The 21,383-nt window shown below is 65.7% G+C and carries 17 protein-coding genes; 11 read left to right on the top strand and 6 right to left on the bottom strand.

The features are described from left to right. Positions 1–136: 136 nt before the first annotated feature. From ACFTWF_RS33170 to ACFTWF_RS33185, 4 genes are all read left to right on the top strand, one after another. Entirely contained in the window at positions 137–1,495 is a 1,359-nt protein-coding gene (locus ACFTWF_RS33170) for an MFS transporter (protein WP_378465328.1), read from the top strand. Positions 1,496–1,563: 68 nt separating this feature from the next. Beyond that, positions 1,564–2,394: a transketolase gene (locus ACFTWF_RS33175; RefSeq protein ID WP_378465395.1), complete on the top strand. Its 831-nt coding sequence runs from the start codon at positions 1,564–1,566 to the stop codon at positions 2,392–2,394. Further along, complete coding sequence (locus ACFTWF_RS33180; RefSeq protein ID WP_378465329.1) at positions 2,391–3,380, top strand: transketolase family protein; 990 nt, start codon at positions 2,391–2,393, stop codon at positions 3,378–3,380. Before ACFTWF_RS33175 ends, ACFTWF_RS33180 begins: the two co-directional genes overlap by 4 nt. A 126-nt stretch (positions 3,381–3,506) precedes the next feature. Beyond that, entirely contained in the window at positions 3,507–4,166 is a 660-nt protein-coding gene (locus ACFTWF_RS33185; protein WP_378465330.1) for a GntR family transcriptional regulator, read from the top strand. 86 nt (positions 4,167–4,252) lie between these two features. On the opposite strand, the gene ACFTWF_RS33190 is transcribed toward ACFTWF_RS33185, so the two are convergent. Continuing rightward, complete coding sequence (locus tag ACFTWF_RS33190) at positions 4,253–7,327, bottom strand: Ig-like domain-containing protein (RefSeq protein WP_378465331.1); 3,075 nt, start codon at positions 7,325–7,327, stop codon at positions 4,253–4,255. Positions 7,328–7,424: 97 nt separating this feature from the next. On the opposite strand from ACFTWF_RS33190, the gene ACFTWF_RS33195 reads away from it, so the two are divergent. After that, positions 7,425–8,048 carry a hypothetical protein gene (locus ACFTWF_RS33195; RefSeq protein ID WP_378465332.1) on the top strand — a complete coding sequence of 208 codons (624 nt, stop codon included), beginning with the start codon at positions 7,425–7,427 and terminating at the stop codon, positions 8,046–8,048. Positions 8,049–8,214: 166 nt separating this feature from the next. On the opposite strand, the gene ACFTWF_RS33200 is transcribed toward ACFTWF_RS33195, so the two are convergent. The 3 genes from ACFTWF_RS33200 to ACFTWF_RS33210 all read right to left on the bottom strand — a co-directional run bounded on the left by ACFTWF_RS33200 (position 8,215) and on the right by ACFTWF_RS33210 (position 11,770). Beyond that, entirely contained in the window at positions 8,215–10,764 is a 2,550-nt protein-coding gene (locus tag ACFTWF_RS33200) for a LuxR C-terminal-related transcriptional regulator (RefSeq protein ID WP_378465333.1), read from the bottom strand. Continuing rightward, complete coding sequence (locus ACFTWF_RS33205; RefSeq protein WP_378465334.1) at positions 10,743–11,105, bottom strand: hypothetical protein; 363 nt, start codon at positions 11,103–11,105, stop codon at positions 10,743–10,745. The genes ACFTWF_RS33200 and ACFTWF_RS33205 overlap by 22 nt, the downstream gene beginning before the upstream one ends. A 119-nt stretch (positions 11,106–11,224) precedes the next feature. Next, entirely contained in the window at positions 11,225–11,770 is a 546-nt protein-coding gene (locus ACFTWF_RS33210; RefSeq protein ID WP_378465335.1) for a DUF1345 domain-containing protein, read from the bottom strand. A gap of 1,135 nt (positions 11,771–12,905) precedes the next feature. Between ACFTWF_RS33210 and ACFTWF_RS33215 the strand changes: the two genes are divergently transcribed. Both ACFTWF_RS33215 and ACFTWF_RS33220 read left to right on the top strand, forming a co-directional pair. Continuing rightward, positions 12,906–13,769 (top strand): MoaF C-terminal domain-containing protein, encoded by an 864-nt coding sequence (locus ACFTWF_RS33215; protein WP_378465336.1) that lies wholly within the window; start codon positions 12,906–12,908, stop codon positions 13,767–13,769. Positions 13,770–13,831: 62 nt separating this feature from the next. After that, positions 13,832–15,298, top strand: coding sequence for an APC family permease (locus ACFTWF_RS33220; RefSeq protein ID WP_378465337.1), 1,467 nt, complete (start codon positions 13,832–13,834; stop codon positions 15,296–15,298). Between the two features lie 38 nt (positions 15,299–15,336). Here ACFTWF_RS33220 and ACFTWF_RS33225 read toward each other — a convergent pair whose 3' ends face one another. After that, complete coding sequence (locus tag ACFTWF_RS33225; protein ID WP_378465338.1) at positions 15,337–15,924, bottom strand: TetR/AcrR family transcriptional regulator; 588 nt, start codon at positions 15,922–15,924, stop codon at positions 15,337–15,339. 263 nt (positions 15,925–16,187) lie between these two features. Here ACFTWF_RS33225 and ACFTWF_RS33230 point away from each other — a divergent pair, with 263 nt between their 5' ends. Continuing rightward, positions 16,188–17,039 carry an SDR family NAD(P)-dependent oxidoreductase gene (locus ACFTWF_RS33230; RefSeq protein WP_378465339.1) on the top strand — a complete coding sequence of 284 codons (852 nt, stop codon included), beginning with the start codon at positions 16,188–16,190 and terminating at the stop codon, positions 17,037–17,039. A 141-nt stretch (positions 17,040–17,180) separates the two neighbouring features. Here ACFTWF_RS33230 and ACFTWF_RS33235 read toward each other — a convergent pair whose 3' ends face one another. Then, on the bottom strand, positions 17,181–18,407 hold the full coding sequence (locus ACFTWF_RS33235) for a PucR family transcriptional regulator (protein ID WP_378465340.1): 1,227 nt from the start codon (positions 18,405–18,407) through the stop codon (positions 17,181–17,183). 243 nt (positions 18,408–18,650) lie between these two features. Here ACFTWF_RS33235 and ACFTWF_RS33240 point away from each other — a divergent pair, with 243 nt between their 5' ends. From ACFTWF_RS33240 to ACFTWF_RS33250, 3 genes are read left to right on the top strand one after another with little or no spacing between them, the layout of a single operon-like run. Next, positions 18,651–18,842 (top strand): hypothetical protein, encoded by a 192-nt coding sequence (locus ACFTWF_RS33240; protein ID WP_378465341.1) that lies wholly within the window; start codon positions 18,651–18,653, stop codon positions 18,840–18,842. Continuing rightward, the gene (locus ACFTWF_RS33245) at positions 18,833–19,978 is read left to right on the top strand and encodes an MFS transporter (RefSeq protein ID WP_378465342.1); all 1,146 of its coding nucleotides are present in this window, start codon (positions 18,833–18,835) and stop codon (positions 19,976–19,978) included. Before ACFTWF_RS33240 ends, ACFTWF_RS33245 begins: the two co-directional genes overlap by 10 nt. Before the next feature lie 32 nt (positions 19,979–20,010). After that, the gene (locus tag ACFTWF_RS33250; protein ID WP_378465343.1) at positions 20,011–21,267 is read left to right on the top strand and encodes a M24 family metallopeptidase; all 1,257 of its coding nucleotides are present in this window, start codon (positions 20,011–20,013) and stop codon (positions 21,265–21,267) included. Positions 21,268–21,383 lie beyond the last annotated feature (116 nt).

The raw sequence follows: 21,383 nt of genomic DNA on the forward strand, positions 1-21,383 counted from the left end.
GTTCCATTCGGCCAACAGTCAACCGGCGACGGTTGACTGTTGACAGTGAAAGTGCAGTGGGTCACAATGGTTACTGTTGACAGTCGACGGTCACGCTGGACGAGTTGTTATCACTACCTCTGGAGGAGGGTTCCCAATGGGCGAAAACGCTCTCGAGATGCGCGGACCGGTCCACGGCACCAAGGACGCCAAGCGCGTCGCCGTCGGGTCCTCGGTCGGTGCCGTCATCGAAACCTACGATTTCATCGGCTTCGGCACCGCCGCCGCACTGTATTTCGGTACGGCGTTCTTTCCCGGCGAGAACTCGGTGACCGGCACCCTGGCCGCGTTCGCCACCCTCGGCGTCGGGTTCGCGGCCCGGCCACTCGGTGGCATCGTCGGAGGACACCTCGGCGACAAGGTCGGCCGCAAGCCGGTGCTCGTCGGATCACTGATTCTCATGGGAATCGCCACGTTCGCGATCGGTCTGCTCCCGACCTACGCCCAGGTGGGCATCATCGCCCCAGCCCTGCTCGTCGCCGTCCGCATCATCCAGGGCCTCGCTTTCGGCGCCGAGTGGGGCGGGGCGATCCTGATGAGCTACGAACACGCTCCCTGGCGTAAGAAGGGCAGATTCACCGGCATCGTGCAGGCCGGGTTCCCCGTGGGCCTGCTGCTGGCGAACCTCGTCTTCCTCGGCAGCGTCCACCTCGGCGGCGACTGGGCCTGGCGGGTTCCGTTCCTGTTCAGCATCGTCCTCGTCGCGGTCGGGCTGATCATCCGCTCCAAGGTCCCCGAATCCCCCGTCTTCGACGACGTCAAGGAAGCCGGCGTCACCGCCTCCCCCATCAAGGAAGCGATCAAGCACGACTGGCAAAACATTCTGCGGGGCATCGGTCTTCGCGTTGCCGAAACAGCGGGATACGCAGTGTCGGTCACCTACATGATCTCCTACCTGCACACCCAGAGCCTGGCATCGACCTCGGAGACGATCACCGCCCTGTGCATCGCATCCGGCATCGGCATCTTCGCCACGGTGGGGTGGGCAGCACTCACCGACCGCATCGGCCGTCGACCCCTCTACATCGGGATCTGCACATTCTCCGCGCTGTTCGGCGTTCCGATGTTCCTGCTCGTGAACACCGGCCTGTTCTTCTTCGTCATCGCGACGATCGTCCTGTCCTACGCGGTCTGCCAGAACGCACTCGCCGGCGCCCAGGGCGCCTGGTTCCCCGAACTGTTCACCGCATCCCGGCGCGCATCGGGCGCCTCGCTCGCCTACCAGATCTCGGCCATGGTCTCCGGTTTCACCCCGTTCGTCACCACACTGCTGTTCGTCTGGCTCGGATGGCTGGGACCGGCGCTGCTCTTCATCGTCTACGCGCTGATCGGACTCGTATCCGCACTCGCCACCAAGGAAACCTGGGGCCCGACCGAACGCCGGCTCGCCGAGGTAGCCGAACGCGGCGCCCCTAAGCCCTCCGTCGTCCCCACACGTGAAATGGAACATCTGTGACCACCACAACCGCCCCTGTTCGGAACCCGCAGGCTCGGATCGAGAACGCAGCCCGCTTCGCCTACCGCATGCGCCATCACGTCATCGACATGGGCGAAGCCCAAGGTCAGGGATACGTCGGGCAGGCACTCGGCGCGGCCGACATCTTCGCTGCCGTCTACGCCGACCGGCTGAACTACCGGCCCGAAAACCCGCACTGGGACGGACGCGACCGCTTCCTGCTCTCCACCGGGCACTACGCCATCGGCCTCTACGCCGCGCTTGCCGAAGCCGGCATCGTCGACGCCTCCGAACTCGACACCTACGGCTCCGACGACTCCCGGCTCCCGATGTCCGGAATGGCCAGTTACACGCCGGGGATGGAGATCTCCGGCGGATCCCTCGGCCACGGACTCACCGTCGCCGTCGGCATGGCACTCGGCCTGCGGTTGCAGAATTCGTCGTCCCGCGTCTTCAACTTTCTCTCCGACGGCGAACTCGACGAGGGTTCGACCTGGGAAGCGGCCATGGGCGCCCACCATCACCGCCTCGGCAACCTGATCGCCATGGTCGACATGAACGCGCTCCAAGCCGACGGTCCCACCGAAGGTGTGCTGGGCATCGAACCCGTTCACGACAAGTGGGCCGCCGCCGGATGGAACGTGCACCGCGTCGACGGCAACGACCCCGCGGCACTGGATCGGGCATTCGACTCCGCCTGTGCGTCCGCGGCACCCGTCGGCACCCCCTCGGTGATCATCTGCGACACCAAGATCGGATTCGGCGTCCCGTTGCTGGAGACCCGCGAGAAGGCACACTTCATGCGCATCGACGAGCACGAGTGGGCCATCTGCCGCGACCAACTGACGAACCGCTTGACCGACACCGCACACCCGCAGGAAAACGAGGTCCAGGCATGACCACCACCACTCCCCCGAAACTCAAGACCTCGGCGATGATCGCCTCCTTCGTCGACCCGGGCCAGCGCACCGCCACTGCACCGTTCGGGCACGCGTTGGTCAAGGCCGCCGAGGACAACGACAAGATCGTCGGATTGAGCGCGGACCTCGCGAAATACACCGACATGCACATCTTCGCGCAGGCCTTCCCGGACCGGTTCTTCCAGATGGGCATGGCCGAGCAACTCCTACTGGGCGCTGCCGCCGGGATGGCCGAAACCGGCCTGATCCCGTTCGCGTCCACCTATTCGGTGTTCGCCGCGCGCCGCGCCTACGACTTCCTGTGCCTCGACATCGCCGAGCCGAACCTCAACGTCAACATCATCGGCGGACTCCCCGGCCTGACCACCGGCTACGGTCCCAGCCACCAGGCCACCGAGGACATCGCGATCTTCCGCGGCATGCCGAACCTGACGATCGTCGACCCCTGCGATTCCCTCGACATCGAGCAGGCCGTCCCGCAACTCGCCGCATCCGACGGACCGACGTACCTGCGGCTGCTGCGAGGCAAGGTCGCGACCGTGCTCGACGAGTACGACTACACCTTCGAACTCGGCAAGGCGAAAGTCATCCGGCCCGGCAACGACGTCGTCCTCGTCTCCAGCGGCCTGATGACGATGCGGGCGCTCCAGGCCGCGAGCAACCTGGAGAAGCACAACGTCGACGTCGCCGTCGTCCACACGCCGACGATCAAACCGTTCGACGCCGAAACGGTACTCACCGAACTCGACACCCCACGTCTTGCGTTCACTCTCGAGAACCACACGAAGATCGGTGGACTGTTCGAGACGGTCGCCTCGGCGATCGTCGAACGCGGAATCGGAAAGAAGGTCGGCTCGATTTCCCTGCCCGACGAGTTCCTCGACGCCGGGGCGCTCCCCACCCTCCACGATCGGTACGGGCTCTCGACCTCCAGCGTCGAAGCCCGCATCCTCGCCGAACTCTAGGAGGGCGGCACGATGTCTCTGCAGTCCGACGAGAGAAGACCCTCCCGTAGACTCACTGTCGACAGCCAGCGGTTGACTGTCTGCAGTGAGGCGCAGGTGACGTCTCCGACGAAAGGAGTCTCCACGATGGGGCAACCCGGCGCTCTCCTCGGACTGCAGAAGACAAACCTCCGTCAGCAAGCCGTGGCGGCGCTACGCACGGCCATCACCAGCGGCGAACTCCGCCCACGCAGCGCCCTCGTCGAGACCGAGCTCTCCGAACGCCTCCAGATCAGCAGAGGCACCCTTCGCGAAGCACTTCGCCAGCTGCAGCAGGAAGGACTCGTGGCTACCGGGGCCCGTGGGCGCCTGCACGTGCGGCATCTCGACACCACGGAGATCAACGACATCTTCGCCGTCCGGGCCGCACTCGAGGGCCTCGCCGCGTCCATCGTCGCGGTGAGCAGCGATCGCCCGAAGATCACCGCAGAACTCCGCGGCGCGCTGGACGTGATGAGCAAAGCGCCCAAGGACGAGACGCTGGACGATCGCATCGAGGCCGACCTCGATTTCCATCGCCTGCTGTGCCGGTCTGCGGGCAACGAAACCCTGCTGCATTCCTGGACGAACCTCGAAGGCTCGATCCGCATGTCCATCATGTACGCCGGCCGTGACCGAGCGGTCGGGAACATGGACGCCGAACGCCACTACGAGGTGGTCGACGCCATCGACACCGGCGACCCCCATGCCGCAGCCGAGGCTGTGCGCACCCACATGGCCTGGGCTGCAAGCAATCTCGTCGCATAGCCCGGTGACAGGTCTCACCTGACGGGACGGCCCCCGCTCCCGCAAGAGATCGGGGGCCGTTCGCGTCGTCCAGCGTGTCGTTTCGGTCAGGCGAGCACAGCAGCAGGTGCGCCGCCCGGTGCGCCGGTGACTGCATACACTGTGCCGTCGCTGTAGTCGGTGACATACAGCGTTCCGGTGTCCGGATCGACGATCAGGGATCGGTAGGGCCCGTATGCCCCGGAGGTCGAGCCGTTCGGGTCGGTGACGAAGGTCCCGAGGACACCGTATGTCGCGGTGTCGACCACCGAGACGGTCCGGCCGTCCGCGCCGGAGACATACAGCAGATCGCTGTCCGCGCTGATCGCCACGTCTTGTGCTCCCTCGGGCAGCCGGACCGTCGCGAGCTGGGTCCCGTAGGTGGTACTGGACGGGTCGACGTCGATCACCGCGACAACCTCGTATCCGCCCGTCACACGCCAGAGCCGTCCGGTGCTGTCGGTGATGAACTGTCCGTTGGAGTAGCCGCCGGTGGCGAGTTCCACGGTGCTGACGTGGTACGTGGCATACGCACGCGTGCCGTCCGCGTTGACCGCGACACTGCTGGTGACATCGGTGAACTCGCTGCTCGAGCGGTTGAGGTCCCACACAGGCCCGATGGTGACGTCCGCCGTCCTGGTCATGGACTCGGTGTCGATCACGGTAACGGACGCGCCGCTCGTGCCGTACAGGCGACTGCCGTCCTCGCTGACGGCCAGATCGGTGAAGTAACCGAGGGGCTGAGAGTTGATCACCTCGTTCGTCGCGGTGTCGATGACCGACACCGTGCCGTCCTCACCGCTGGCGTAGAGGCGCGTCCCGTCGGGACTGACGGCCAACTCCTGCGCCAGGGTCCAGCCCTGGTAGTCGGGGGAGGTGGGAACCGAGATCGTGTCGACGACGGTGCCGGTGCTCGTGTCGATCACCGAGATGGTGCCGCTATAGGGGCTGTTGACGTACACCGACGTCGAGGCGGCCGCGATGTTCGACGACGCCCAGTCGACCGCGATCGGCGCCCCGACGACCGCGTTGGTGTCGCGATCGACGACCTGCACGAAGCCGTCCTCGCTGACGACGTAGAGCCGGTCGCCGACGAGAACCGCCCCGGTCGGGCTGCCTCCCGCCGGGATCGATGTCGAGTCGACGTCGAACACGCTCACGGCAGGCGCCGGAGTGACCGGGACGGTGACAACGATGTTCGTCGCCGCGTGGCCGCTGTCTGTGAGGGTGATGGTGAAGTGGTCGGCGTCCTCCCCCGGAGTTTGCAGCGCGAGGTCGCGGGCGGCGGCGGTCGGGGTGTAGGTGAAGGTCGGGCCGTCCGAGATGACCGATCCGGACCCGGGCGCCGCGTTCGTCAAGGTCACCGGATCGCCATCCGGGTCCCTGGGGTCGACGAGGGTGACGACGACCGCGCCGTCCGACGGCCGAGGCGCGCCGACCGTCCAACTCGCTGTGGGCGCGGAGTTCACGTATGTGAGCGACACAGTTCGCACCCGCCCATCGGCCGCATCGGTGACGAGCATCCGGGAACCGTCGGCACTCAGCACGATGGCGTGGTCGCCGGACTCGGCGGGCGAGTCGACGGAGAGTGTGGACACGACGGTGTTGGTGCGCGTGTCGATGACGGTCAGCGTGTCCGGGTTGGAGACGACATAGGCTGCGCTTCCGTCGGGGGTGACGCGTACGGCGGTCGGCTGGGAACCGACGGCGACGGTGGCGACGACGGTGTTGTTGGCGGTGTCGATGACCGAGACGGTGTTGTTGGCGCGGTTGGTGACGTACACGCGGGTGCCGGTGGGGTTGACGGCGACGGCGTTGGGTGTGGTGCCGGTCGTGACGGTGGCGACAACGGTGTTGGTGGCGGTGTCGATCACCGACACGGTGCCGCTGCCGCTGTTGGTCACGTACGCGCGGGTGCCGTCGGGATTGACGGCGACGGCGTTGGGAGTGGTGCCGACCCTGATGGAAGTTCCGACGACGGTGTTGGTGGCGGTGTTGATCACCGACACGGTGCCGCTGCCGCTGTTGGTGACATACGCGCGGGTCCCGGCGGGATTGACCGCGACGGCGCTCGGCGTGGTGCCGGTCGTGACGGTGGCGACGACCTTATTGGTGGTCGTGTTGATCACCGACACGTTGCCGCTGCCGCTGTTGGTGACGTACACCCGGGTCCCGGCCGGGTTCGCGGCGACGCCGGTCGGCGAGGTGCCGACTAACACCGTGCCGACGACGGCGTTGTTTGCGTCGAGCACCGAGACGCTCTTCGAACCCTGGTTCGCCACATAGGTTTTGGTGCCGGCGATGACCGCACCGGACGGGTTCGACCCGACAGTGGTGGACTGCGCGACCTGCATCCGTGCCGCCGAGACCGGCACCTGCACGGTCACCGGAGTGCTGGACTGCCCGGAGGTCACGGTGACGGTGAACGAGTCGTAATCGGCGCTGGGGTCCAGCGCGGCGGCCTGGCGCGCTACCTGGGTGGGGGTGTAGGTGAAGCCGCCGGTCGCGTCGACGGTGGCCGTTCCGCGGCTCGGCGGTCCCGTGACCGCGTAACCGAGTTGATTTCCGGACGCATTGATCGAGCCGCGCACCGCACCCGTACTGCGGTCGGGCACACCGACGATCGGCCCGGCAGTGGGTGCAGAACTCGTGCCGGTGGCGGCGGTGCTCGTGAGTGTGGATGCGGTGCGTGTGACGGCGAACGATTCGATCGGCTCGCCGGTCGTAACGGGGGCGGAAGCCAGCGCCGGGTTCGCGTCGGTGGTGAACACCTTCTCCTGCCGACGGCACCATGCCGCGGCCAGCGCCCAGAACGTCGGCGACTCCATCGGTACCTGTGGGTCGTTCGACAGGAAGGGGCGTAGCCCGAGGGCGCCGAGCACCTTCGTCACGACACTCGAGGCGACGTCCACCGCCGCACTGGGGAGAGACGGGGCCAATGCCTGCGTCGCGACCTGCGGCGCATCGGCAAGGGTGTCGGGTACTAGGCGCGTCAGGGCTGTCGTCGCGTCGATCGTGGTGTTCACGGGAGCCGTCGCCGGGACTGCTTCCGGAATCGCAGCCGGCGCATCCGGGACGGGTCCGCGCGCTGCCGGGACCTCCGCCACGGCGGGGGCGAGTGCCGTGCCGGAGTCGCCCGTCATCGGGGTGGTCGGGGGGTTAGGCGCGATAACGCTGTCCGCGGGTGCGCGGTCGCCACCCTGGACGGTTGACGATGACGAGGACCAATCCGATTGCTCGGTGACCGTTCGCGCCGGAGGCCGGTCGTCCCGCGCGAGCGCGGCACCGGACTCGTCGATCGTGGCCGGTGCCGTGACGGCAGAACTCGATCCGCCCTCCTCGGACTCGTCTGCCGTCGTGCCCGAATCCGGCATGCCACCGCCGGTCGCAGTCGACGAGCTGTCGGGTGCCGTGGGGTCGGGTTCCGTTGCGGTGTCGGGGATCGTCGCGCCGGACCCGTTCATATCGTCGCTCGAGGTGGCGGACGCGGATTCGGTGCCCGTGGCGGACTGGGCATCGGTGCCGGACGTGGAGTGCGAATCCGTGCCGGAAGTGGATTGGGAATCCGTGGTCGAGTCGCCGGTCGTCGACGATCCGGATCTGCCGCTCGACGAGTCCGAGTCGGTCCGCGATGCGCCGGATGACGTCCTGTCCGACGAGGTCCCGTCCGTGGATCGGTCCGTGGATCTCGCGTCGGACGGTGTCTGGTCGGAGGAGTCGGAACTCGACGTGGACGAGTCGCCGACGGACGGTGCTGCCACCGCCATTCCTGCCGGCGCGACCGCGAGCCCTATGCCCACTACCACCGCCAGCTCGCCGAGGTGCTTGAGGTGCTTGTCGTTATTCATGGTTACTCCTCCATGAGGACGCTTCGAACCGCAGTCCGGACGCACCATCCGGAGGCGGGGCCGACTTGTCGCCCCGCAGCACTTCTCGAGCTGCACGGGACAGCAATAATCGTCACGCTCGGTCGCGGATCTGAACCGCGTAGTCGACTACGCGATTTTCTGGTTACGGCGGCAACGCGCGATCAGCGCAGCCTGGCGTGGTAGCGGTGCCCTTCGACTGTGCGGATGGAGACTCCGAGGCGTTCGGCGATCTCTTTGTTGGTGAAACCCTGGGAAACGAGGGCGACGATTTCGCGCTGCCGCCTCGTGAGTGGGGTGGTTTCGCCGGCTCGGCGCAGTGCGGGGGTGTCGAGTCCGCGGTAGGTGCCTGCCAGCGTCCTGGCACGTTCGGTGGCTGTGAGTGCGGAACCGTGATGTTGCTGTTCGCGGAAGAGAGTTCCGGCTTGGGCGGAGGCATCGGTCGCTGCGACGATGTCCCCGATTTCTTCGTACCGTCGTGAGGCTTCGGCGAGTTCTTCGCCGTTGGCGCAGGTCAGACCGTTGGCATGCAGTGCGACGGCGTGGACGCGTGGCCCGTCGACGACGGCGGTGAGCTCGTTCAGCCGATGCGAAGTGGTGCGATCGCCGAATTGCGATGCGGCTTGCAGACACATGACTTCTTGGCCGAAGTGGCCGCGTTCGGCCGCGATCGCGGCCGCCTTTCGGGCGAGGCGGATTGCATCGGCGATCATCTCCTGGGCGGCCGCAGCCCATGCTTTGGCGAGGATGCACCCTGATCGGAGGAAGCCGTAAGGATTCAGCGTGTCGAGATCGCGCACCAGCTCCGCTGCGCGTTTCCCGTCCCCGCGATGCGATAACGCGAGAGTCAGGTAGACCCGGCAGCTGACGACAGCCGATCTGTCGTACGTGGTGGTGCGGAATTCACGATCCGCCCTGTTCAGAACCTCGAGCGCAGCGCTCGGACGACCTTGGGACAGGTCAACGTAGCTGTGGAGCAATGAGACGAACAATCCTATGGTGCCGGGAGTGTTCGCGGCGTACTCGACAAACTGCGTCATGACTTGTTCCGCGGCCTGAAGGTACCCCGCGATGAACATTGCTTCGATGTGGAAGTAGACGACCCCGTACTCCAGCGCGGAAGCATCACTGGATGTTGCGACCAAAGCGGAGGCCCGCTTGGTCAACGGAAAAACCTCGGCGGCATTTCCCGAGTAACCGTGGGCAATGACCAAGGCGCATGAGGTGATCACGAATGCCATATCGCTCGGCGCAGCCTGGAAGACCCCGTTTCCTGCGGCGATCGCGTTGTCAGGTCGGCCTTGCACCGACTCGAGGAGAACTTCGAATGCGGCCAGCTCGGATGACTTGTGATTGTGGGACGCGACCTTGGCGATTGCCAGTTCTTGCCTCGCTCGTTCGGGATCGCCGAGGCTCCAGCAGAGTGTGCCGACCCGCATAACGGACAGTCGCCGTTGCTCCTCGATCGTCAGCGCCTTCTGATCGAGCGCCTCGAGCAGGGTGAATGCATCCTCTGCCCGGCCGACGTAATTGAGCACCCAGTAGTGCAGCATCGCGCCTTGAAAGCCGCTGTCAGATAGATGTCCGGCGTCCGCGAAACGAAGGGCGAGGAGAGCATCGTGGAGCCGTAGTGCGGTGGCAGTGGCGGCGAGGTAAAGCCCCGGGTCGGGCCGCAGGTCGGATTCGAGCGTCAGCAATGCCCGTCGCAGCAGAGCTGCGGGTGTTGGATCAGCGCGGGCGGAGAGAGAGGTTGCGAGACGGCCGCGCAGGCGGCGCAGTTGTAGGAGGTTGCCGGTGCTGCGACGGACTTCACCGTAGAGGGGGTGGCTGAGGCGGACGGTGATATCGCCGTTGTCGCTGGTCATGTCGATGAGACCGCGGGAATGCAACTCCTTGACCGCATGTGGGCTGGTGAGGATTTCCAACACCGCGCCGTCAATGGGTTCGCCGATCGCGAGATAGTCGAGGACTTCTGCCGTGTCATCGGTCAGCGAACCGAGCTGGCCGGTAATGAGTTTGGCGAGCGTGGATGAGACGACGGGTTCACCGCCCCACCGCCAGGTGCCGCCGTCGCTCACGAGCCGTCCGGCGTCCCGTTCCTGGCAAACGAGATGCCGCAGGAACAGCACATTGCCGCGGGTCAGGTTCCACAGTTCGGCCGCCGTTGCGGGGGCGACCGGCCCGCCGAGCGCTTGCGAAAGCAAGCATTCAGTGTCGTTCTCGCACAACGGATCCAAATCGATCCTGTCGAGGAAACCGTCTTTCCAGAGGGTGGTGATGGTGTCGGGGGCCGGTTCTGTGCAGCGCAAGGTGAGCACGACCCTGGCAAGGCCACGCTGCACGAGTTGTTGGATGACGACGACGGACAGGTCGTCGAGCAGGTGAACGTCGTCGACGGCCACGACTACGGGCTTGTCGCCGGCAGTGAGTGCTTTGATGACGGTATGGATGACCATCATCGGGTCGGCCTGCGAGATCGGCGCCCATTGAGCAAACGCTCCCAACGGAAGCGTGCGGGCCGAGGCCGTAGCGGTGACCCACCGGACGGCGTGCCGTTTGGCAAGTACGGCAACGGCGGCACTCGCCAACCGACTCTTGCCAACACCGACACCGCCCGCCACAAGAACCCCAGAGTCATCACCAGGGCCTTCGACAGCCGCCCAGATGCGCCGCAGTTCCTCTTCCCTGCCAATCAGTGGCCAGACATTGTCCACGATGTAATCGTAGCTACTGCGTTGGTAGGCGCGCGGGAAATCATCGATCCCTGATGCTTGCTTTTCCAGCGGTAGTCGGCGTGACGGGCCCTCCGGCCTGAGCGAAACGGTAGCTGTCGCAATTGCCACTGCAGACAGCGGTCGCGGACTGGATTGCGGCGCAAGCTTTCCGGGCCGCCATCCCCGACCGCCGCGGCATTGCCATCATCGGCATGTGCGAAACCGCGCAAACCTGGTACCGGCACGACGATGACACGACCGTCGAGATGGCTGCCGTCGACGGCGAAACTACTGTGGATTCCGTTGACACACTTTGAAATTTCAACGAACACGCGCACCATCCGTCCTCGGGGACGGACGGTGCCTACAAACACTGGACCGTGGTGGAGACGAAATCCTCTGTGGTGGAGCAGGATACCTCCAACCTCGAGGTCGACCGCGGGAGGAGAGATTCGCGCAGCTAACCTGCGAGAGCAGAGACCGACGTGGCGACAGTGACCGTGTTGAAAACGAAGGCGATCACCGCATTCGCCGAGACGGTTCGCCGCATCCTTCCGGAAGTAACGTTGACATCCGTCGTTCCGAACGTCGTCATGACGGAAATCGCGAAGTACACGTAATCCGACCACTCCCCGCCACCAGCGCCCGGAAACTCGAGTGCGTGGCCGTCCTCGACGACGTTGTCCGCGTAGAAGGTGACGGCGTAGGACACCGCGACGGACATCCACGCCACCACGATCAGAGCTATCGCTACCCCCGCCCGGGTACCTGCCGGCAGGGTTCCGCCCCCATGGCCCGGTAACCACACCATCGCCACGATCAGCGCGGCGGCAGCAAAGAATAGGGAGACACCGGGCCCTGGGGCGGTGCCGAGGACATACCGTTGCACAACGGTGCCCCTGATCTCACGGGCCGCCCACCGGTGGATAGCCGAGGAGGCGGCGGACGAGAACGCGGCGACGGTGGCGATGAGATAAGTGCTCATGTACGCAAGAAGGACGACCACGCTGCCGTCCACTGCAGAGACTGCACCCCACCAAGCCCTTCCCGCCAGAAGAACCACAGCAGCACCAGCGGCGACAACGACGCCCAGGAGTGCTCGTCGACGCTCAGGCAACCACCCGCCCGCTCGCCGGGGACGTCCGGTCTCGGACTGCGATGTCATCATGACGTCATTATCGTGTGTGGGCATCTCGCGGTGGTAAGTCTCGATGCATCCGAAAGGTGTCTTACCAACAGCTTTCGCAAGGCCGATAATTCACCGACGACGACGCGATTCGAGCGCTGTTCGCATCTGCCGGGCGGCTCCGACGATGATGAGAGTCGACCGGCAGCGGCGCCCGCGGGATGCGGGTACGGCCGGGGCGTAGGCCGGCACGCATCGACGTCCCGGCCGCTTGCAACCGCTTCTCAGATTCTCGAACTATCATGCTAGACAGCCATTTACGTTCGATTGATTACGCCGTCTACATCAACCGAATCGCTTCACATCTATATGATGATCGGCAGACTTCGCCTTGCCGTTCGGCGCCGCCGGCAAGCGAGCCGGTACCGCCGCACACAGCACGCACACCGCCCTGCCAGGGTTCGAACCCACCGACCTCTCGACGAAGAGTGTGGGGCGAGCGGCCAATGCCAATGGTCGGCACGAGCGCAGCTCCGCCCGCTGCCTTGGCGCCTGGGGTCGACCCGGTTGCCGGCTTCGTCGCGATCATCGAGCGACAACTGACCACTTGACCAGTTTGCCCGCATCGTGCATTCTTGTGCTGTCAGTCACAACTATCCAAACGGAAAGTTTTCACGATCGGCCCGAGCACAGACGCGAGAGCCGATCCGAATCACTGGCCGAGAGCACACCGCCGGAATCGTGCTACCGCCTCTACCCGCCGATCAGGTGGAAGTCGCGGAGGGGACCGGACATGCGCTCGACCTGTGCGAGGGAGATCTCGAATGGAGTTTCGTGAGCGGTTGCTGATCGGTGGTCGCGGGGTCGACGCCGCATCCGGTGCCGAGTTCAAGACCTGACCGCCGCACACAATCTCGCCGCTTCGATCCGCGCCGGCAGCGTCTGGGTCAACCTCGCCTGACCACAAGAATCCCATCCAACCCCGTTCTTCCCGAGCTGCAAGGAATTTGACACCATGAGCACCCCCGCCCCCGCGTTCAGTTGGAACAAAGACGACTGGGCATCACTGAGTGAAATGGCCGACGGCTTCGACGAGTACCGGCCCGCCTACAGCCCGGCTCTCGACGGCCGCGTGATCACCCTCGACGGTCGATACGTCGATACCGCCGAACACTTCACGCTCACCCACAGTTTCCAGGGCGACGAGCTGCACTGGACGGTGCACGACACCCACGGCACCACATCCGGGGTCGAGACCTTCGAACTGTTCGAGATGCAACCCGGACTGTTCTACCTCCACTACCGCCGCAGCACCGAGGCGCACCCGGTGGTGGTCAGCGCCGCCGTCGACATGACCAGCGGCCAGGTCACCGGAGCGATCGGCACCCTCGGGCTCGAGCCCGCACCACACCGGGCCCGCCAACGCTGGTTCCAGGGCCAGATCGACGGCACCGGCGCGGACACGGCCGGGGCCCATCCGGCCACCGACGAGCTGATCGGCCGCCGAATCCGGTACGCCTACAGCAACGACGACGTCTATGACCACGTCTATCTCAACGAGAACCTCTTCACCTGGCTGTGTCTCGGCGGCGCCGAGCTCGGCGTCGGCGACACCGACAGCTGCACCTACTGGAAGCTGCGCGAGAAGACGTACCTGTTTTCCTGGTTGGAGAAGAACGTCGGCGTCGAGGGCATGGTGCTGATCGACCTGAACGCGTACCGCACCGTCGGCATCCAGTTCGGCATCGACCAACCGACCGGTGACCTGGTCAACATCACCATGGGCTCCTACGCGCAGGAATTCCCCCGAACACCCTCCGTCGAGGCGGCACACCCGGGGCCCGCCGCCGACCTGGTCGATGCACGCGTGTCGCTGTAACCACACATCGCGACGGCACCACCGCCTCGCCACGCTCGCCCCCCGAAGTTGGAGAAGATGTCATGCCGACCACCCCCTCACATCCTGCCCAGCCCAGTCCCCCGTACGACGGCGGTGCCCTCGCCGGTGACCCGCCCCGCGCCGGCCTGAAGCCGGGAAGGCTCGGTGTCGGCGCCATCGTCTTCTTCGTCGTCGCCGCCGTCGCCCCGATGGCCGCCATCGTCGGGGCCTCCCCGGTGGTGTTCTCCGCCATCGGGGTGGCCGCCCCGGCCACCTATCTGCTCGCCGCACTGCTGTTCGTCGTCTTCGCAGTCGGATATGTGGCGATGAGTCGCCACATCACCAACGCCGGCGGGTTCGTCGCCTACATCGCGCAGGGATTCGGCGCCCGCGTCGCCACCGCCGCGGCCGGCCTCGCGATCCTGGCCTACACCACCCTGCAAGCGGCCCTGTGGTCGCAGTTCTCCGTGTTCGCCCACGACCTCGCCGCCGACAAACTCGGTCTCGACCTCCCGGGTGCGGTCTGGATGTTCGCCGGACTGGCACTGGTCACCGCCCTCACCGTCCGCGGCGTCGATGTCAGTCTCAAGGTCCTGGGTCTGCTGGTGCTCTGCGAGGTCGCCGCCTTCGTCGTCCTGGACCTGGCCGTCATCGTCGGCGGCGGTGTATCCGGAAACTCCCTGGCCGCGTTCGACCCGTCCGCGCTCGCCGCCCCCGGCCTCGGCATCGCGTTCCTGTTCTGCATCACGTGCTTCACCGGATTCGAGGCAACCGTCGTCTTCTCCGAGGAGGCGAAGGATCCCCACCGCACCATCCCTCGGGCGGTATACTACTCGATCGCGTTCATCGGCCTGTTCTATGCGCTCACGACCTGGGCGCTGGGGAACTCCGTCGGCGCCGACGGAGTCGCCGAAGCCGCCGCCGCCGACCCCGCCGGGTTCGTCTTCGCCATCGCCGAACACGAGGTCGGATCGTGGCTCGCGACCACCATGGAAATCCTGGTCGTCACCAGCTTCATCGCGATGCTCATCGGCTTCCAGAACATGTTCGCCCGCTACCTCTACGCGCTGGGACGCGCCGGTGTGCTACCGCACCGTCTCGGCACCGCCCACCCGAAAACCGGAACCCCGGCAACCGCGGCGCTGGTCGTCGGCATCGGCCTCGCCGCCATTCTGGCCGGATTCACGCTGGCCGGAGCGGATCCGATCACCGTCACCTTCAGTTGGCTGCTCTCGCTCGGCACGGTCTCACTGATCGCGATACTCATCCTGACATCGGCGTCGATTATCGCATTCTTCGGACGAACCCGCCTCGAAACCAACGTGTGGAAAACCCGGGTCGCCCCCGGGGTCGCCCTGCTCGGCTTCGCCGTCGTCGCCTACCTCGCCGTCACCAATTACGACGTCCTCCTCGGCGGCCAAGGCGGCATCGCGCGGTGGCTGCTGCTGCTCATCCCACTCTGCGCGGCGCTCGGCTTCACCTGGGCATCGATCCGGCCCGGGATCAACTACCAGGCCGAATTGGTCTGATGCGGGTCACCGCCCGGCGAGCCCGGGCGGTGGACCGTTCACTCGGGCGTCGGAAGGGTTTTCAGGAACCGGCGCAGGTGCACGAGGGCGGCCTCGTTGAACTCCGGGTGGTCGAGAGTGATCTGCTGGAAGATCAGCCCGTCGGCCGCCGCGATGAACAGCTGAGCCATCGTGTCGTCGCAGTCGATTCCCCCGTGCGCAAGTTCGTCACGCAGAGCCTGCCGGTAGGTGCGGTAGAGCGATTCGACGTGTGGGCGCAGCTCCGGTCGCCGGCGCGATTCGAGGATGAGTTCGTATTGGAAAGCCTGGTCGTCCGGGTTGTCGTGGACGATCTGGATCAGACCGGCGAAGATTGCGTCGATATCGCCGGTCCCCGGTCGCGCACTGATCGAGGCGACACTGTTCTCCACCGAGTATTCGAGCGCCGCCTCCAGCAGGGCGTCGCGGGTACCGAAATGGTGTGCGACCAAACCATGGGTCACCTTCGCCTCCCGAGCAACAGCGCGATAGGTCAGATTGCGCAGGCCCTGACCGGCGACCACGTGCACCGCGGCGGTGAGAAGGGCACGGCGCCCTTCGCCGTACCGGGGCGAGGGACGGCCCGTCACAGAGTCAACAGCGGTCATATCTCCTCGATTCACGGGCGCACACAGATGTCGGCGCGGACGCGAGCGTAGTCACCGCGGCTGCCCGCAGCGACCATGAGCACCGGAAAAATGTCGATCTATCCACTTGACTAGTTGTACCGGAAGGCGCATATTCGTGCCAGCGATCACACCTATCCAACTGGATATTTATGCTCCTCAGGGACACAGGCCGGCTCTCCACACAACGTTCGTGGTGTCCACGCTGCCGACCACTGTTTGTCACCTCCTCGAAAGGCATCGCGATGTCCACCAGCGCTACCCCTCACCCTCAGGTTGCCCTCGTCACCGGCGGCGGCAGCGGCATCGGCGCGGCCACCGCGCAGACGCTGACCGCCGCCGGGTGGACAGTCCTCATCTGCGGACGCCGGGCGGCGGCCCTCGATCGGGTGGCCGACACCACCGGGGCCCACCCGATCGTGGCCGATACCACCGACCCCGCCGCGGCACGTGCCCTGGTCGACGACACCATCTCTCGCTTCGGCCGACTGGACGGGCTCGTGCTCAATGCCGGCATCGTCCGCCCCGGCCCGGTCGGGCAGTTGTCCGAAGACAGTTGGTCGGCGATGGTCGACACCAACCTCACCGCACCCTATCGACTGCTGCACCACGCCCTCCCGCATCTGATCGACACCCGCGGATCCGTGGTGGGTGTGTCCTCGGTCAGTGGCCTCCGCGCGTCCGGCGGCATCGCCGGGTACAACGCCACCAAGGCGGGGTTGACCATGCTGCTGCAGTCCGTCGCCGTCGACTACGGGCCGAAGGGGGTCCGCGCGAATGTCGTCTGCCCGGGATGGACTCGCACCGAAATGGCGGACGAGGAGATGGCCGAACTCGGCGCCGAGCGGGGCCTCGACACCGAACAGGCCTACCAGCTGGCCGCGGCGCTGGTCCCCCTCGCGCGCCCGGCCCACTCCGCGGAAGTAGCCGCCTCCATCGCCTGGTTGCTCTCCCCGGCCGCGTCCTACGTCAACGCGGCGGTGCTGCCGGTCGACGGCGGACACAGCGCGGTCGATGTCGGCACGGCCGGCTTCGATCCGCGTGTCTCCCTCACCCCGGTCACACCGAACACGCCCAACTGCCACGTCCACGATTGAAAGAAGAACAAATGGCTACTGCATTGCTCAACGGTCGCATCTACACCATCGACCCATCGTCTGGACAAGAGCCTGGATCTGCAGCTATGGCGGGCTCGCCGAATCTGGTGCGGGGTGCCACTCCGTGGTAGGTCGTCGGCCTCACGCTTGCTGTGCTGGTGTGATCAGTCCGGCGAGGGCGGCGAGCCGCAATGCTGCGTGAATGGCGAATTTCGCGTGACCGGTTGGTTCTTGGCCGAGTATCACCGTCGCACGCTCGATTCGGTAGTAGAGGGTCGTGCGGTGAATGTTCAGTGCGGTGGAGGTTGCGTTGACGTCGCCCTCTCGCTCCAGATAGGCGAGCAGGGTCGCGGCCAGCGGCATGCGGCGTTCGTCGATCAGCGATGCCACACCGCGGTGGATGGAGGCGACGCCGGTCCGATTCCACTCCACGGCGAAGAAGAGGCGGTATTCCCCGAGGTCGTCCCAGCCCGCGCGTCCATTGAAGTCGGGGACCCTGGTGGCGATGTTCGCTGCGTATTCGGCCTGCTGCAGCGAGGCGCCGAATCCGTCTCGCGATCCCAGCGGACCGCCGAGGCCGATGGCGTGCACGGCGACGTCGTGCAGTGTCGCGGCGCGGTGCGCCGCGGCGCCGATCTGTTCGAGTGTGGTGGCGGCGGACTGGTCCAACGAGACGAGCGCGACGATGTCGTGACCGCGCAGGTAGGCCACCGCGCCAGGCAGGTCGAGAAGGTCGATGAAGGTGTCGACGACACCCTCCTCGAGTCGTGCATCGCCGGCGTCGGCATCACGGTCGACCTCGGCGGATCGCCGCCGGCGATAGCTGACGACGCTCAGATACGTATGTTGCAGGTCGTCGATCTCGAAGTCGTCGCGCAGTTGCCGGAACAGCGCCTGGCGACGATTGCTGCCGGCACGTTGGATATCGCGCAGCATCTCACCGCCGGCGGCGACGTTACGTCGTGTCAGCTCACCGTGTCCGAGTAGGTGCGGTCGCATCTCGCGGGCGGCGTCGACTACCCGAGCGATGTCGTCTTCATCGACCGGTGGGTCGACGTCGATGAGCCATATCCGGGCCAGGACGTGCGCTCCGGCCATGAGGGGGATCATCACCCGGGGCAGCAGACCGTGGTCGGCGCTGCCGGGGATACGCAGGACCTCACGGGCAGCGGTCACGCCGTACTCGGCGAAGTAGCGCAGATGCTGTTCGGTCGGGCTGCGGTTGAGCAATGCCTGTACGCGCGCGTCGTCGACACGCCCGATCTGCGCACTGACGGCCAACGGTCGAAACGAACGGTCGTCGACGAACACCGCGCGATTCAGGCTGGCCGCGAGCTGGTCGGTGATCCTCTGCAGTTCGTTCAACACCGCAAATCCTTTCCGGTCACTCTGACCATCCCATCTCGTCTCGACGAGCACCTTCTCACCCGGTTGATTAGACATTTGTAGCAAAACGACTTGCGTTCGCGCTGGTAACGCTCGACATCACTCCGATGACCCGTGTCCCGTGTCACACCTACGTTTGGTTCAGGTTCACACCGCACGGCGCAGCGCACTCCGTTGGGAGCCGCTTGGGTGCGGACATCCACCCCGCTCGAACAAGGAGTGATCGTGCCAGCGACGAAGAAGGCATCATCGAATCAAGGCGAGACATCGGTGGCGTTCAAACGCCGTTTCCTGTGGCGGCTACTCGCGCTGCTCACCGGAGCGATGTTCCTCGACGGCTACGTTTTCGGGATCCTCGGTCCGGCGACCGGCGAAATGCGCGCCGAACTGGGACTTTCCCGCTCTGGGTGGGTTTGATCGCGGCGGGCACCTTGGTCGGCATCTTCGTCGGTGCACCGGTCGGTGGGTGGGCCGCGGACAAGTTCGGGCGCAAGCCGGTGCTGACGGTCGACATGGGCCTGTTCGTGCTGGTATCGGCGGTGCAGTTCTTCACCGATTCGGCGTGGGAGCTGTTGCTCGTGCGGCTTGCGATGGGTGTCGCGATCGGGGTTCAGTACTCGATGGGAGCACCGCTGCTGTCCGAGTTCGCTCCCGACCGGCTGCGTGGTCGGTTGCTCGGGTTGACCCTGGTCACCTGGTACGTCGGATTCATGGTCGCGTTCCTGGTGGGGCATCTGCTGATCGATGCGCGGATCGGTTGGCGGGTGACGCTGGCGACGACGATCGTGATCGCGCTGCCGCTGTTCCTCGGCCAGATCGGATTGCCCGAGTCGCCTCGGTGGTTGTGGAACCAGGGACGCCGGGACGAGGCCCTCGGTGTCTCCCGACGGTATCTGCTCGAGAACACTGCCGACGTCGAGCACGAGGACACCCGGGCGGGCAGCTTCGGCATGTTGTTCTCCCGCCGGTATTGGCGGACCACCCTGTTCACGTCGGGCTTCTGGTTCTGCGCGGTGACCCCGTACTTTGCGATCGCGACCTTCGCGGACAGCGTGCTGGCGGACTACGGACTCAGCGGCGGGATCGCGGGCGGGATCGGCCTCTCCGCGCTCTCGGTCGCCGGTGTGGTGGTCATGATGTTGCTGATAGACAGGGCCGGCCGCCGCGCGCTGGTAGTGCCGACACAGTGGTTGTGCACGATATTCCTCGCCGTCATCGGACTGTGGGTGGGGGCGCCGCCGATGGTCGTGCTGGCGCTGTTCCTTGCCTTCTCGTTCTTCACCGTGATCTACGGCGGGATGACCAATATCTATCCGGCGGAGGTCTTCCCGACCGAGATCCGCGGTATCGGTATGGGTTTCGCGGTTGCGGTCAGTCGAGTGGGTGCCGCCCTCGGGACGTTCCTGCTGCCGTGGTCCATGGCGAACCTGGGCACCACGATCAGCATGTTGATCGCCGCCGGTATCGCCGGGACCGGCGCCGCGTTGTCCCAGTGGTTGGCCCCCGAAACCAAGGGGAAGAGCTTGACCGAAGCCTCCGCCGGCATCAGCTAGCCCAATTCTCATCCAGCAAATAAGGAGTAGAAATGACCGAATTCGATTGGCACGCGGAACGTGGGGACCTCGAGGATCTTGCCCTGCTCGATCGTGAACCCACCGACGAGGGCATCGACCTGGTGGCGGTGCGGGGTCACCGGTTGAACCGGGTACGGTCCCAGATGGCCGAACTCGGCGTCGACGCGCTGATCCTGTCGGATCCCGTCAACATCCGCTACGCCACCGGGGCACGGAACATGCAGGTGTTCTCCATGCGGAACGCACCGTCGCGGTATCTGCTGCTGACCCAGAGCAACTCCATCCTCTACGAGTTCACCGGATGCCTGCACCTGGCCGACGGCCTCGAGACGATCGACGAGGTGCGCCCCGCCAAGACTGCGAGCTTCGTCGCCGCCGGACCCCACATCGCCGCGTTCGAACGCGCATGGGCGCAGGAGATGGCCGAGGAGATCACCCGCCTCGTCGGCGACCGCCCGACCGTCGGCCTCGAGCGACTCAACGCCGGTGCCGCAATCGAACTCAACGCCAAAGGCATTCGCGTCGTCGACGCCCAATACGCGGTCGAGATGGCCAGGGCGATCAAGTCCGCCGAAGAACTCGAGTGCATCAAGGCCTCACTCCGGGCAACCGAACGAGGCGTCGGCGCCCTCCGCGCCGCCATCAAACCTGGACTCACCGAAGCCGAGCTGTGGTCGGTTCTGCACCAGTCCATCATCGCGCAGAACGGCGACTACGTGGAGACCCGACTGCTCAACGCGGGAGGGCGCACCAACCCCTGGTTCCAGGAAACGAGCGAGAACATCATCGGCCCCAACGAGCTGATCGCGCTCGACACCGACGTGGTGGGATGCCACGGCTACTACTCCGACTTCTCCCGCACATTCCACGCCGGCCCGGACAAGCCGACCGAGCAGCAACGAACCCTCTACAAGGTCGCCTACGAGCAACTGCACCACAACCTGTCCATCCTGCGCCCCCACATGGGGTTCCGCGACTACGCGCGCGAAGCGTGGGACATCCCCGAGGAGTACTACGCCAACCGCTATTACCTCTCGGCGCACGGCTGCGGGATGACCGGCGAATACCCCTACCTTTACCACGAAGGCGACTTCCCGGCCGCCGGCTACGACGGCGAGATCCTGCCGGGCATGACGATCTGCGTGGAAAGCTACATCGGACTGGACGGCGGGGACGAAGGCGTCAAACTCGAACAACAGGTGCTGATCACCGACACCGGCACCGAACTCCTCTCACAATTCCCGTTCGAGGAAGACCTGCTGAAATAAGCCGTCGCGTCCCCCCGCCGACCCTGGATTCTACGGTCCGGGGTCGGCGATCGCTGACGCGTGGGGGGTGGGTCATAGAGCGGATCTTCGCTTGGCTCAGCAAATATCGTCGCGGG

Source organism: Rhodococcus sp. NPDC056960, from assembly GCF_042674125.1.
In the GTDB taxonomy this organism is placed as follows: Bacteria; Actinomycetota; Actinomycetes; order Mycobacteriales; family Mycobacteriaceae; genus Rhodococcus_F.